The sequence below is a fragment of the Caldimonas sp. genome (assembly GCF_046291045.1).
Lineage (GTDB): Bacteria > Pseudomonadota > Gammaproteobacteria > Burkholderiales > Burkholderiaceae_C > Caldimonas.
The window spans coordinates 1-12,432 of record NZ_JBKBSL010000010.1; the positions used below are offsets into that span (position 1 = coordinate 1).

The 12,432-nt window shown below is 70.7% G+C and carries 10 protein-coding genes; 6 read left to right on the top strand and 4 right to left on the bottom strand.

Features of this window, described 5'->3' with window-relative positions; genetic code table 11:
* The 4 genes from ACK4ZD_RS05195 to ACK4ZD_RS05210 form a co-directional block, all read left to right on the top strand.
* Nucleotides 1–2,190 (top strand): DNA internalization-related competence protein ComEC/Rec2 (locus tag ACK4ZD_RS05195; protein ID WP_409659461.1); only part of this gene is annotated, 2,190 nt, incomplete at its 5' end.
* The gene (locus tag ACK4ZD_RS05200; RefSeq protein ID WP_409659462.1) at nucleotides 2,141–3,577 is read left to right on the top strand and encodes a circularly permuted type 2 ATP-grasp protein; all 1,437 of its coding nucleotides are present in this window, start codon (nucleotides 2,141–2,143) and stop codon (nucleotides 3,575–3,577) included. The genes ACK4ZD_RS05195 and ACK4ZD_RS05200, both read left to right, overlap by 50 nt.
* A 2-nt stretch (nucleotides 3,578–3,579) precedes the next feature.
* Nucleotides 3,580–4,536 (top strand): alpha-E domain-containing protein, encoded by a 957-nt coding sequence (locus ACK4ZD_RS05205; RefSeq protein WP_409659463.1) that lies wholly within the window; start codon nucleotides 3,580–3,582, stop codon nucleotides 4,534–4,536.
* Between the two features lie 199 nt (nucleotides 4,537–4,735).
* A complete protein-coding gene (locus ACK4ZD_RS05210; protein ID WP_409659464.1) occupies nucleotides 4,736–4,975 on the top strand; it encodes a hypothetical protein in 240 nt (79 codons plus the stop codon).
* Here the strand turns inward: ACK4ZD_RS05210 and mltB are convergent.
* The 4 genes from mltB to ACK4ZD_RS05230 are packed head-to-tail and all read right to left on the bottom strand — an operon-like array spanning nucleotide 4,953 to nucleotide 10,086.
* Nucleotides 4,953–6,074, bottom strand: a complete 1,122-nt coding sequence (gene mltB / locus ACK4ZD_RS05215; protein WP_409659465.1) for a lytic murein transglycosylase B — start codon at nucleotides 6,072–6,074, stop codon at nucleotides 4,953–4,955. The two genes, ACK4ZD_RS05210 and mltB, sit on opposite strands and share 23 nt — an antisense overlap.
* Nucleotides 6,067–8,160, bottom strand: coding sequence for a transglutaminaseTgpA domain-containing protein (locus ACK4ZD_RS05220; RefSeq protein ID WP_409659466.1), 2,094 nt, complete (start codon nucleotides 8,158–8,160; stop codon nucleotides 6,067–6,069). The genes mltB and ACK4ZD_RS05220 overlap by 8 nt, the downstream gene beginning before the upstream one ends.
* A complete protein-coding gene (locus ACK4ZD_RS05225) occupies nucleotides 8,157–9,143 on the bottom strand; it encodes a DUF58 domain-containing protein (RefSeq protein WP_409659467.1) in 987 nt (328 codons plus the stop codon). The genes ACK4ZD_RS05220 and ACK4ZD_RS05225 overlap by 4 nt, the downstream gene beginning before the upstream one ends.
* Nucleotides 9,144–9,147: 4 nt before the next feature.
* A complete protein-coding gene (locus ACK4ZD_RS05230; RefSeq protein WP_409659468.1) occupies nucleotides 9,148–10,086 on the bottom strand; it encodes an AAA family ATPase in 939 nt (312 codons plus the stop codon).
* 50 nt (nucleotides 10,087–10,136) lie between these two features.
* Here ACK4ZD_RS05230 and ACK4ZD_RS05235 point away from each other — a divergent pair, with 50 nt between their 5' ends.
* The gene (locus tag ACK4ZD_RS05235; protein ID WP_409659469.1) at nucleotides 10,137–11,072 is read left to right on the top strand and encodes a histone deacetylase family protein; all 936 of its coding nucleotides are present in this window, start codon (nucleotides 10,137–10,139) and stop codon (nucleotides 11,070–11,072) included.
* Between the two features lie 61 nt (nucleotides 11,073–11,133).
* Entirely contained in the window at nucleotides 11,134–12,432 is a 1,299-nt protein-coding gene (locus ACK4ZD_RS05240) for a mechanosensitive ion channel family protein (RefSeq protein ID WP_409659470.1), read from the top strand.

Below are 12,432 nucleotides of genomic sequence, written 5' to 3' on the forward strand. Positions count from 1 at the left end.
TGGGCAGACGATGCACAGGGTGCACGTCGCCCGCGGGAGGTCGGGGTGCCGCGGCGCGTCTTGCTGACCTGGCACGGGGGACTGCGCGAGGGCCAGTTGCAGCGGCGGCCGCCGCAGGACCTGAAGGCGGGCCAGCGCTGGCAGCTCGTGGTGCGCCTGCGACAGGTGCACGGCAGCTTCAATCCTCATGGTTTCGATGCGGAGCTGTGGCTTTTCGAGAACGGCTTCGGTGCCACTGGTCACGTGCGCGCGCTGCGCAGCCTGCGCCATCGCAAGCTCGACGAGGCCGACGGGCATGTCGTGGACCGCTGGCGTCAGGCCGTGACCGAGCGCATCGCCGAGCGGGTGACCGATCCGCGTCAGGCCGGGGTGCTGGCGGCGCTGGTGGTGGGCGAGCAGTCGGCGATCGACCGGGCCGACTGGGATCTGTTTCGCATCACCGGGGTGGCCCATCTGATGGCCATCAGCGGCCTGCACATCACGATGTTTGCCTGGGTTGCGGCGGCGGTGCTGCGCCGGCTGTGGCGGGCTCACCCGGCCTGGATGCTGGCCGTGCCCGCGCCGGTGGCAGCCCGCTGGGGCGGTCTGGTGCTGGCCGTGGCCTACGCGGTGTTCTCCGGTTGGGGCGTGCCGGCTCAGCGCACCGTGTGGATGCTGGCCACGGCGACGGTGCTGGCGCAGCTGGGGCGGCGCTGGCCCTGGGGCCGGATGCTGCTGGTCGTGGCCACGGTGGTGGCCGTCGTCGATCCCTGGGCCTTGCTGCAACCGGGCTTCTGGCTGTCCTTCGTCGCGGTGGCGCTGCTGTTGGCCGGCAGCGACCGCGAATGGGTGCAGGCCACTTTGGAGCCTGACCCAGGCGGCCGAGCCCGCTGGCGGGACTGGTTGCGCCGCTCGGTGGGCGCTGGCCTGCGCTCCCAGGCCATCGCCACCGTGGGGCTGGCCCCGCTGACGCTGGTGTGCTTCCGGCAGGTCTCGGTCGTGGGCTTCCTCGCCAACCTGGTGGCCGTGCCGCTCGTGACCCTGCTGGTGACTCCGCTGGCTCTGCTCGGGGTGATTCTGGCGCCGCTGTGGGATCTGGCGGCGGCGGTCCTCGGGCTGCTCACCGGCGGCTTGGCCTGGCTGGCGGCCTGGCCCCTGGCACAGTGGGTGACGGCGGCGGCGCCGGCCTGGGCGATGGCTGCCGGCCTGGTCGGCGGGGCGTTGGCCGTGCTGCCCTTGCCGCCGGTCCTGCGTCTGCTCGCGCTGGCCCTGTTGTTGCCGCTGCTGTGGCCCACCGTGTCGCGCCCGGCGCCGGGGCAGTTCGAGCTGATCGCGCTGGACGTGGGGCAGGGCACAGCGGTGCTGGTGCGCACCGCGCATCACACGCTGGTGTATGACACTGGCCCGCTCTACTCGGCCGACGACGATGCGGGCCAGCGCGTGCTGCTGCCGGTGCTGCAGTCGCTGGGCGAGCGGCGGGTGGACCGCCTGGTGCTCTCGCACCGTGACGCCGATCACGTGGGCGGGGCGCGGGCCTTGCTGACGGCCTACCCGGACACGCCGGTGATGAGTTCGCTGGAACCGGACCACGAACTGCGTCGCTGGATGGTGTCGCACACGCCCTGCACGGCCGGCCAGGCTTGGCGGTGGGACGGGGTGGACTTCGAGATGCTGCACCCGGCGCCCGAGGACCAGGCCCCGCCGCTCAAGCCCAACCAGGTGTCGTGCGTGCTGAAGGTCTCGACCCCGCAGCACCGGGCGCTGCTCGCCGGCGACATCGAGCGCCGGGAGGAGGCGCGCCTGGTCCAGACCCAGGGCGACCGGCTCGCCGCCGACTGGCTGCTCGTTCCGCACCATGGCAGCCGCACCTCGAGCACCGAGGACTTCCTGCAGGCCGTGCAGCCGCGTGTGGCGGTGTTCCAGGTGGCCTACCGCAGCCGCTTCGGTCATCCGGCTGCGCAGGTGTGGGCACGCTATGGTGAACACGGCATCGAGCGCATCGCCACCCCCAGCTGCGGGGCTTACCGCTGGTCGGCCGGGCGCGGGCGGTGCGAGCGTGACCTGCGCCGACGTTACTGGCACCATGGGGCACTGAGGCCGCAGGGCATGGATCTACCCTGGGCCCGGAACTTGCTTCAATCCAGGCCAGGGGAACCGAGCGATGAGACCCAGCTTCGACGAGATGCACGCCACCAGCGCGACGGTGCGTGACCATTACAGGATCTACGACCGTTGGCTCGCCCGTCAGCCCCGCGACCTGATGCAGGCGCGGCGCCGGGAGGCGGAGATGATCTTTCGCCGCGTGGGCATCACCTTTGCCGTCTATGGCGACAAGGACGAAGACGGTTCAGGCACCGAGCGGCTCATCCCCTTCGACCTGATCCCGCGCATCATCCCGGCGGCCGAATGGCGTGCGCTGGAGCGGGGGCTGGTGCAGCGGGCCACCGCGCTCAACCGCTTCATCCACGACGTCTACCACGACCAGGAGATCCTGCGCGCCGGCGTCGTGCCGGCCGAGCAGGTGCTGCGCAACAGCCAGTACCGCCCCGAGATGCAGGGCGTGGATGTCAGCGGCGGGGTGTATGCGCACATCGCCGGCATCGACATCGTGCGTGCCGCCCAGCCTGACGGGAGCGGTCGCTACTATGTGCTGGAAGACAATCTGCGCGTGCCCAGCGGCGTGAGCTACATGCTCGAGAACCGCAAGATGATGATGCGGCTGTTTCCCGAGTTGTTCAGCGAGCATGCCGTGGCCCCCGTGGCTCATTACCCCGACCTGCTGCTCGAGTCGCTGCGTGCCGTCGCGCCGGCCGGCGTGAGCGAGCCCACCGTGGTGGTGCTCACGCCGGGCATGTACAACTCGGCCTACTTCGAGCATGCCTTCCTGGCGCAGCAGATGGGCGTGGAACTGGTCGAAGGCCAGGACCTGTTCGTGAAGGACCGCTTCCTCTACATGCGCACGACGCGCGGCCCGCGGCGCGTGGATGTGATCTACCGCCGCGTGGACGACGACTTCCTCGACCCGCTGGCGTTCCGGCCCGACTCGGTCCTGGGCTGCGCGGGCCTGCTCGACGTCTACCGTGCCGGCAACGTGACGGTGGCCAACGCCATCGGCACCGGGATCGCCGATGACAAGTCGATCTATCCCTATGTACCGAAGATGGTGGAGTTCTACCTGGGCGAGAAGCCCCTGCTGGACAACGTGCCCACCTATCTGTGCCGCGAGCCGCAGGACCTGAAGTACGTGCTCGACCACCTGGCCGACCTGGTGGTCAAGGAAGTGCACGGCGCCGGCGGCTACGGCATGCTGGTGGGGCCGGCGGCCACCAAGGCCGAGATCGAGGCCTTCCGGACGCGGCTGCTGGCCGATCCGGCCGGCTACATCGCCCAGCCCACGCTGAGCCTGTCGACCTGCCCGACCTTCGTCGACAGCGGCATCGCGCCGCGCCACATCGACCTGCGCCCCTTCGTGCTGACCGGCCGGACCGTGCAGATGGTGCCCGGCGGCCTCACGCGCGTGGCGCTCGCCGAGGGCTCGCTCGTCGTCAATTCCTCGCAGGGCGGGGGCACCAAGGACACCTGGGTACTGGAGGACTGACCATGCTTTCCCGAACGGCGGACCACCTCTTCTGGATGGCGCGGTACATGGAGAGGGCGGAGAACACCGCCCGCATGCTCGACGTGAACTACCAGACGCTGCTGATGCCGCGCGGCGCGGCTTCGGCCGAGCTGCTGTGGCGCGGGCTGCTGGGCATCTGCGAGCTGGTGGGCGACTACACCGGGCGCTACGGTGCGATCCACTCCCGCCAGGTGATGCACTACATGGTCTGCGACGAGTGCAACCCCTCGAGCATCCTGTCGTGCCTGCGCGCGGCCCGCGAGAACGCGCGCGCGGTGCGCGGCACGCTCACCACCGAGGTCTGGGAGACGCAGAACCAGACCTGGCTGGAGTTCCGGCGGCTGATCGCCGAGGGGCGCTTCGAGCGCGAGCCGGGCGAGGTGTTCGAATGGGTGAAGTTCCGCTCGCACCTCTCGCGCGGCGTGACCCTGGGCACGATGCTTCAGGACGAAGCCTTCCACTTCCTGCGCTTGGGCACCTTCCTGGAGCGCGCGGACAACACGGCGCGGTTGCTGGATGTCAAGTTCCAGGGCATGGACGGCGACTTCTTCGGCAGCCAGGCCGCCCGGGAGCAGGAGTACGACTTCTACCACTGGTCGGCGATCCTGCGGTCGGTGTCGGGCTTCGAGGTCTACCGCAAGGTCTACCGCGACGTGATCCGGCCCGAGAAGGTGGCCGAGCTGCTGATCCTGCGCCCGGACATGCCGCGTTCGCTGGCGGCTTGCGTGGCCGAGGTGGTGTCCAACCTCACGCACGTGGCCAACGAGCAGTCCGCCGAGACCCGGCGACGCGCCGGACGACTGCATGCCGACCTGCAGTACGCCCGCATCGACGAGATACTGTCCACCGGACTGCACGCCTACCTGACCCAGTTCCTCGACCGCATCGGAGATCTGGGCCGTGGGATCAGCCGCGATTTCCTGGTTCCCATGGCCTGAGAGCCTGGCGCCCGGCCGCCCCGAGCCGGGCGGCTCGACGCCTTGATCGCCAGGCCGTGCTCGTCTAACGAACACGGCCAGGACGTGATGCTGTGCTCGCCCTGCAACGGCTGGGTGGGCTTCCCACATGAATGCGGGGATTGCCGGGCGCGTCCAGGCAACGCATCATGGGTGCCAGATCAGCAGTCAGGGGTCGCCCATGTTTTCCTTCACCAGCAAGTCCAGCCCGCGCACCCCTCGGGCCGCTCGAGGAAACGCCGCGGCGTCTGACGACTCCGGTGTGAGCGCCTCCGGGGACGCGCTGCCGACGCGGCGCATCGAGGGAGCCGCCGAGAAAACCTGGTGGATGGATTCGGCCCACGAGCTCGAAAAGGGCTTGGAGGTGACCGAAATCACCGACCTGCCCGACGATCTGTTCAGTCCGGCCGGCCCGCGCTGACCTGGCGCACCGGGGCCTGGGCCTGCACGGCCTGCGCCACCGCCGAACCGAGTTCGATGACGGCCATCGCGTAGTAGCTCGACCAGTTGTAGCGCGTGATCGCGTAGAAGTTCGACGTGCCCGCCACATAGCTGGGCGCGGCCGCGCCATTTTGCAGTTCCACGAGCGCGAGCAGGCCCGCATGCCCCAAGGCGGCCTCGGGCAGCCAGGCCTGGCGGTCGAGGAATTCCTGGGCGGTGAAGCTGGGCACGATGTCGGGGGCCAGCAGCTCGGCCCGCTGGGCCGTGTCCACGGGCGCGCGCACCTCGAAATGGGTCGGCAGTCCCGGTGTCCAGCCGAACTCGGCCAGGTAGTGCGCGACGCTGCCGATCACGTCGGGCACGCTGCCGTGCAGGTCCACCCGGCCGTCGCCGTCGAAATCCACGGCATAGCGGTTCCAACTGCTGGGCATGAACTGCGGCATGCCCAAGGCACCCGCGTAGGAGCCGCGCAGCGACGCCGGGTCGAGTCCCTCGCTGGCAGCCAGCACGAAGAGTTGGGCCAGTTCCTCGCGGAAGAAGGCGCTGCGGTCGCGCCGACCGGGGGGGAAGTCCAGGCTCAGCGTGGCCAGGGCGTCCAGCGCCCGGAAGCCGCCCATGTGGCGCCCGTAAAGCGTCTCCACGCCGATGATGCCGACGACGACCTCCGCAGGCACACCGTACAAGGCCTCGGCCTTGCGCAGCCAGGCGGCGTGCTCGCGCCAGAACTCGGCGCCGCGGCGCACCCGCTGCGGCTCGATGAAGCGGGTACGGTAGGCCGCCCAGTCCTTGGCCGTGCCGGCCGCAGGGGGCATGATCAGGCGCTGCACCGCGGCGAGCACTCGGGCCTGGGCCAGATGGCCACGCACCCATGTGGCGTCCAGCCCATGGCGTTGGGCGATTTCGTCGGCCAAGGCCATGGCGTCGGCGCGGCCAGCATAGGTGGGTGCGGTGCTTTCGGCAGCCGGCCGCTTGGACGGGGGTTGGGCCGGGGCGGGGGCGGCCCAGGCCAGGATGCAGGCCAGACTCCCGAGGGCGAGAGTCCAGGACAGGCGGGGCAGGCGGTACGAGGTGTCAGGCATGGGGCAAGTGTCGGGCCTGCTGGCGCAGGCGGCGCAGCAGGGCACGCAGCGTGCTGCGGCTCAGTGTAGTGGGCCCGCGCAGCGGTGGCGAGGCCCTGGGGGCGTAGCGCAGGGTCTCCAGCTCCAGCAGCACGGCCTCCACGGCCTGGGCTGCAGGGCCCCAGCGCTTGCGGGCCCGCCGGGCCAGCTCCCGCGGGGCGGTGGTGTCGTCGCTGGCCAACCCGTGCCGGGCCAGCTCGGCGCGCATGCGGCGCAGGGTGGCCAGCCAGGGGTCCACGTGGCGTCTTTCCCACCAGGCCCAGCCCGCACCGGCCAGACTGGCCGCGACCAGCAGGCCCAGCAGCACGAGCACCAGGTCGTGCCAGCTCGGCGAACGCAGGCCCAGATGGCGCAGCAGTTCGAGCTGGCGGCCGCGCGAGTGGTTCAGCACCCACTGATTCCAGGCGGTGTTCAGGGCCTGCCACTGGTGGCGCAGCTGCGCCACCAGGCCGGGGGTGACGTTGCCCAAGGCCGCGGCCAGCAGGCCGGGGGCCGGGCGCAGCGGGGTGTGTCGCACGATGCGGTCGGGGGCGACGGCGGCGGTGGGATCCAGCCGCACCCAGCCCCGTCCGGGCTGCCAGTACTCCACCCAGGCGTGGGCGAAGCTGTTGCGCACCAGGTAGTAGCCGTCTACTGGGTTGCGTTCGGCCCCCTGGTAGCCGGTCACGATGCGTGCGGGCACGTCCAGGGCGCGCAGCACCACGGTGACGGCCGCGGCGAAATGTTCGCAAAAGCCTTCGCGGCGGTCGAGCCAGAATTCGTCGATCGCATGACGGCCTTGCGCGTCTCCGTAGACACCCGGGGTCAGCGTGTAGGTGTAGCCGGCGCTGCGGATGTGGCGCAGCAGGGCCTGCGCCAGGGTGTCGGCATCGGCCTGGGCCAGGCGCGGGTCGCGGCGCATCTCGGCGGCCCAGGCCAGGGTGCGCGGGTTGTAGCCCGGCGGCAGCTCGACATAGTGTCGCAGCCCGGCCACTGGCTCCACAGGGCCGTGCTCGAAGCGCGGATAGGCCGTGGAGCGCAGGCGCAGCCGGTCGTCCAGGGGGCGGCTGGCGGTCCACTGCAGGTCGGCGCGCAGGCGCAGCCGCAGATCCTCGGGCAGGCCGGGCGGCAACCCGGGCGTGAGCTCCGGCAGGGGCAGCACGGCCACCTTGGTGGGCTCCAGCGTGATCTCGTAGTCGATGCCGCTGGCGGCATCCGGGCGCGTGTCGGGGCGCAGCAGGCCGGGCAGGAAGAGGCCGGGCGACAGGGGGCGCCATTCCCGGCCGTCGAACTCGCTGAGCACCGGCCCGCGGAAGTACAGGCTTTCGGGCGGTGGGGCCGGACCGAAGAAGCGCAAGGTCATCGCCACGCTATCGTCCAGGGCCAGCTCGGCCACGCTGCCCAGGCTCAGGCGGTTGGACAGGCCGGTGCGGGCGTCCAGGCCGTCGCCGGGCACGCCCCACAGCGGGGCGATGCGGGGGAACAGCAGAAAGAGCACCACCATGATCGGCGCGCCCAGCAGGCACATGCGCGCGGCCAGCCCCGCCGCCTGGCGCAGGCTGGGCAGGCCCACCGGCATGTGGGCCAGGACCAAGGCGGTGAGCAGACCCCAGACGGCGACCACCATCGCCACCGCCACCGGCAGGGCTTGGGAGTACAGGAAGTGGGTCAGGACCAGGAAGAAGCCCAGGAAGAAGACCACGAAGGCATCGCGCCGCGCACGCAGTTCGAGCGTCTTCAGGGCCACCAGCACGACCAGCAGGGTCACGCCGGCGTCCTTGCCCAGCAGGGTGCGATGGGTCCAGGCCGTGGCAGCCACGGCCAGCAGCAGCCATCCCACCATCACCCAGCGAGAGGGCAGCGCGCGGCCCAGGAGCGCCAGGCGGGCACGCCAGGCGAGCATGGCCGCCGTCAGGCCGGTGCACCACAGAGGCAGGTGACCCGCGTGGGGGGCCACCACCCAGGCGATCACGGCCAGCAGGAACAGGGTGTCGCGCGCCTCGCGCGGCAAGGTGCGCAGTCGCGACCAGGTTGCGACGGGGCGGGGCAGCGAGCGCTGGGGTGTCATGACCACAAGGCCAAGCCTTCCAGGCAGGCACGCTGATGCGCCTGGCCGCGCCCGGGCGGCAGTTCCAGGCCGGGCAGGCGCAGGCCATAGCGCAGGCCGCGCTGCTCGGCCGCCAGCACCCAGGCGCACAAGCGGGACAGGCGTTGCTCGGCATCGGACCCGCCAGCGAGTTGCCAGTCCAGCCAGAGTTCGAGCTGGGCGGTGGCGGCGCCCTCACGGCTGACCAGCTGGTCGGTCTTGGCCACCTTCTTCCACGCCACGCGCCGGGGAGGGTCGCCACGGCGATAGACGCGCACGCCTTCGGTGTCCAGCCCCGACGGGTCCGCGCTGGCGGCCGGGCCACCGGGACGGGCCTGGGGCGGCGGCAGTCCTGGAGGGCGGGGCTCGGGACGGGGATAGACCAGCACCCGGGCGGCGGGTCGCCACAATGTCCAGACCTTGAAGACGCCCAGCGGGAAGCGGGTCTCGATGCGCAGCGGTGGGACGTCCTGCCAGCCGCGCCGGGGTGTCCGGAAGCTCAGATGCACCTGGGCCCTGCCGGCGGCGGGCACGTCCGTCCAGGCCCAGGCAGCCGACTGCGGCCCGGGCGCTGCCACCCGCAGCCCGATGCCATGGCGAGCACGCGGCCGGGTGTGCTGCAGCGTGACCTCGATCTGCGCATCCTCGCCGGCGAAGCAGGGGGCCGGGGGGCGCAGCGACAGGCCCAGGCCGCGCAGAGTGCCATGGGTCATGTGCATGCCCACCACCGCCGCGCCGGCGAGCAGAAAGGTCAGCAGGTAGCCGAGGTTGAGCTGGTAGTTGATCGAGGCCAGCAGCAACACCAGCAAGGTCAGGGCGAACAGGGCCCCGGGGCGGGTGGGCAGGATGTAGACGTTGCGCTGGGTGAGTTGCAGGTTGTCGCTGCGCGGATGGCGCAGGGCCCACCAGCGTTGCCATCGTTCGCGCCAGGGCCGCCCGCGCGCCATCGGGATCGAGGCGCTCATCGGCTCAGGGCAGGGGCACGGCCTCGAGCAGGGCGCGCACCTGCTCCACGCGCCCGCGTCCGCTGCCCGGCAGGGGCTGCAGGCGGTGCGCGATGGTCTGCGGCAGGACGGCCTGGATGTCGTCGGGGGCCACGTAGTCGCGCCGCGCCAGCAGGGCACGAGCACGTGCGGCGCGCAGTACGGCCAGCCCGGCGCGCGGGCTCAGGCCCTCGACGAACCATCGGCCATCGCGTGTGGCGGCGATCAGGTCTTGCAGGTAGTCCAGCAGCGCGGCGGCCGCATGCACCGCTCCCACCGCCTGCTGGGCGGCTAGCAGCTCGGCCGGACTCATCACCGGCTGCAGGCGGGTCAGCACATCGCGGCGATCCTGCCCGGCCAGCAGCTCGCGCTCGGCCGCACGGTCCGGGTAGCCCAGGGTGATGCACATCATGAAGCGGTCGAGCTGGGACTCGGGCAAGGCATAGGTGCCGAGCTGGTCGTTGGGGTTTTGCGTGGCGATCACGAAGAAGGGCGAGGGCAGGGGGCGGGTCTCGCCTTCGACGCTGACCTGGTGCTCCTCCATCGCTTCGAGCAACGCGCTTTGGGTCTTGGGGCCGGCGCGGTTGATCTCGTCGGCCAGCAGCACCTGGGCGAACACCGGGCCGGGGTGGAAGACGAAGGCTTCCTTGCCGCGCTCGTAGACGCTCACGCCCACCAGGTCGGTGGGCATCAGGTCGGCGGTGAACTGCACGCGGGACAAGCGCAGCCCCAGCGACACCGCCAGGGCATGCGCCAGGGTGGTCTTGCCCACGCCGGGCACGTCCTCGATCAGCAAGTGGCCGCCGGCCAGCAGGCAGGCCAGGCAATCGTCCACCTGGGCCGGTTTGCCCACGATGATCGTGTTAATCTGGTCGCGCAGCCGCTGAAGCTGGCTGTGCAAGTCGGGGAAGGCCGGCGCATTCATGGCGCGGACCTTACCCGAAAACGCAAAGACCCCAAGGGGACAAGTTCACGATGGCCACCGGCTATTTCAGTCACCCCGACTGCAGGCGCCACGACATGGGGCCCGGTCACCCCGAATGCCCCGAGCGGCTCGCCGCCATCGAAGACCACCTGATCGCCACCGGACTGGACGTGGCCTTGCAGCGCCGCGAGGCGCCGCTGGCCGACCTGCGTGATCTCGAACGGGCCCACCATGCGGCCTACGTTGCCAACCTCAAGGATTTCATGGAACAGGTGGCCGCCTCGGGGGAACGGCGTGCCGTCGACATGGACACGGTGGTGGGGCCGCACACCTGGACGGCCGCGCTGCGGGCCGCCGGCGCAGCGGTGGCCGCCACCGACGCGGTGATCGACGGTGAGCTGGAGAACGCCTTTTGCGCCGTGCGTCCGCCCGGCCACCACGCCACGCGCAGCCAGGCCATGGGCTTTTGTTTCTTCAACAACGTCGCGGTGGCCGCACGCCACGCACTGGACGTGCGCGGCCTGCAGCGCGTGGCGGTGGTCGACTTCGATGTGCACCATGGCAACGGCACCGAGGACATCCTGGCCGGCGACGACCGTGTGCTGATGGTCAGCTTCTTCCAGCATCCGCTGTACCCCTACAGTGGGGACCAGCCCTCGGCAGGCAACATGTGCAACCTGCCGGTGCCGGCCTACACCAAGGGCATGGACGTGCGCGAACTGATCGAGATGATCTGGATGCCGCGCCTGGAGCGCTTCCGGCCGCAGATGATCTTCGTCTCCGCCGGCTTCGACGCCCACCGCGACGACGACCTGGGCCAGCTCGGCCTGGTCGAGGCCGACTACGAATGGATCACCCGGCGGGTGATGGACGTCGCCGAGCGCCACGCCAAGGGACGCGTGGTGTCCTGCCTGGAGGGCGGCTATCACCTCGGTGCGCTGGCGCGCAGCGTCGCGGCCCATCTGCGCGTGCTGGCCGGGGTGTGAACGGCGCCGCCGTGGCGCGGGGCGCTATGCTTCGCGCCGCGTCCACTACCGGCACTGCGCGATGGCATCTTCCCCTGCTGCTCCCAAAGATCTCCAAGACCTGCTGGCGGCGATCGTCCAGCCCTCCTCGCTGATCGAAACCGGCGTGATCGTGGCTTGCCTGGGGCTGGCCTGGGCCTTGGTGCGGCTTGTGCGCGGCCCGCGCATCCCCGAGGCCTCGATCTGGTTCGGCCGGCGCATCGTCGATGGCGTGTTGTTCCCCGTCGTGGCCCTGGCCCTGGTGTACGGTGCGCGTCTGGCGGCCGAGGGCCTGGTGCCGATCGCCGTGTTCCGCGTGGCCGTGCCGGTGCTGATGTCGCTGGTGATCATCCGCATGAGCGTGCGCGTGTTGTCGGCGGCCTTTCCGGGCTCGGCCCTCATGCGCGCGGCCGAGCGCACGATCTCCTGGCTGGCCTGGATCGCGGTGGTGCTGTGGATCACGGGGGCCCTGCCGGTCTTGCTGGACGAGCTCGAGGGCATCCAGTGGAAGCTTGGCGGCTCCACCCTGACGCTGCGCCAGATCCTCGAAGGCACGTTGTCGGCCGGCTTCGTGATGATGGTGGCCTTGTGGATCTCCGCTGCCATCGAAGCCCGGCTGCTCAAGGGGGCGGTGGGTGAGCGCCTGTCGCTGCGCAAGGCAGCCTCCAATGCAGTGCGCGCACTGCTGCTGTTCGTCGGGCTGCTGGTGGCCTTGTCCTCGGTGGGCATCGACCTGACGGCCCTGTCGGTGCTTGGCGGGGCGCTGGGGGTGGGCATCGGCTTTGGCCTGCAGAAGCTGGCGGCCAACTACGTCAGCGGTTTCGTGATCCTGGCCGAGAGGTCTTTGCGGATCGGCGACTTCGTGCGCGTGGACAACTTCGAAGGCCACGTGACCGACATCACCACGCGCTATACAGTGATTCGTGCTCCCAATGGTCGCGAGTCCATCGTGCCCAACGAGACGCTCATCACCACGCGGGTAGAAAATCTCTCGCTGGCCGACCGCAACGTGCTGCTGTCCACCGTCGTGCAAGTGGCCTATGGCACCGATGTGCAGACCCTGCGCGAACACATCGTGGAGCGTGTGAGGCAGGTGCCCCGGGTGCTGCCCGAGCCCGGCCCCTCGGCCCACCTGACCGCTTTTGCCAGCGACGGGCTGGAGCTGACGGTCTTCTTCTGGATCGCCGACCCGGAGAACGGCCAGGCCAACGTGCGCTCCGGCGTCAACCTCGCGATCCTGGCCCTGTTCCAGGAACGGGGCGTGGAGATCCCCTACCCCCAGCGCGTGGTCCATCTGCGTGCCCCGTCGGCTGGCGAGGGGGAGGCCGGTTCCACCGACTGA

Bases quoted from the DNA above. Each gene is read 5' to 3' on its own strand.
- ACK4ZD_RS05220 (WP_409659466.1), bottom strand. From the start codon at position 8,160: ATGACACCCCAGCGCTCGCTGCCCCGCCCCGTCGCAACCTGGTCGCGA.
- mltB (WP_409659465.1), bottom strand. From the start codon at position 6,074: ATGCCTGACACCTCGTACCGCCTGCCCCGCCTGTCCTGGACTCTCGCC.
- ACK4ZD_RS05205 (WP_409659463.1), top strand. From the start codon at position 3,580: ATGCTTTCCCGAACGGCGGACCACCTCTTCTGGATGGCGCGGTACATG.
- ACK4ZD_RS05225 (WP_409659467.1), bottom strand. From the start codon at position 9,143: ATGAGCGCCTCGATCCCGATGGCGCGCGGGCGGCCCTGGCGCGAACGA.
- ACK4ZD_RS05235 (WP_409659469.1), top strand. From the start codon at position 10,137: ATGGCCACCGGCTATTTCAGTCACCCCGACTGCAGGCGCCACGACATG.
- ACK4ZD_RS05200 (WP_409659462.1), top strand. From the start codon at position 2,141: ATGAGACCCAGCTTCGACGAGATGCACGCCACCAGCGCGACGGTGCGT.
- ACK4ZD_RS05240 (WP_409659470.1), top strand. From the start codon at position 11,134: ATGGCATCTTCCCCTGCTGCTCCCAAAGATCTCCAAGACCTGCTGGCG.
- ACK4ZD_RS05230 (WP_409659468.1), bottom strand. From the start codon at position 10,086: ATGAATGCGCCGGCCTTCCCCGACTTGCACAGCCAGCTTCAGCGGCTG.
- ACK4ZD_RS05210 (WP_409659464.1), top strand. From the start codon at position 4,736: ATGTTTTCCTTCACCAGCAAGTCCAGCCCGCGCACCCCTCGGGCCGCT.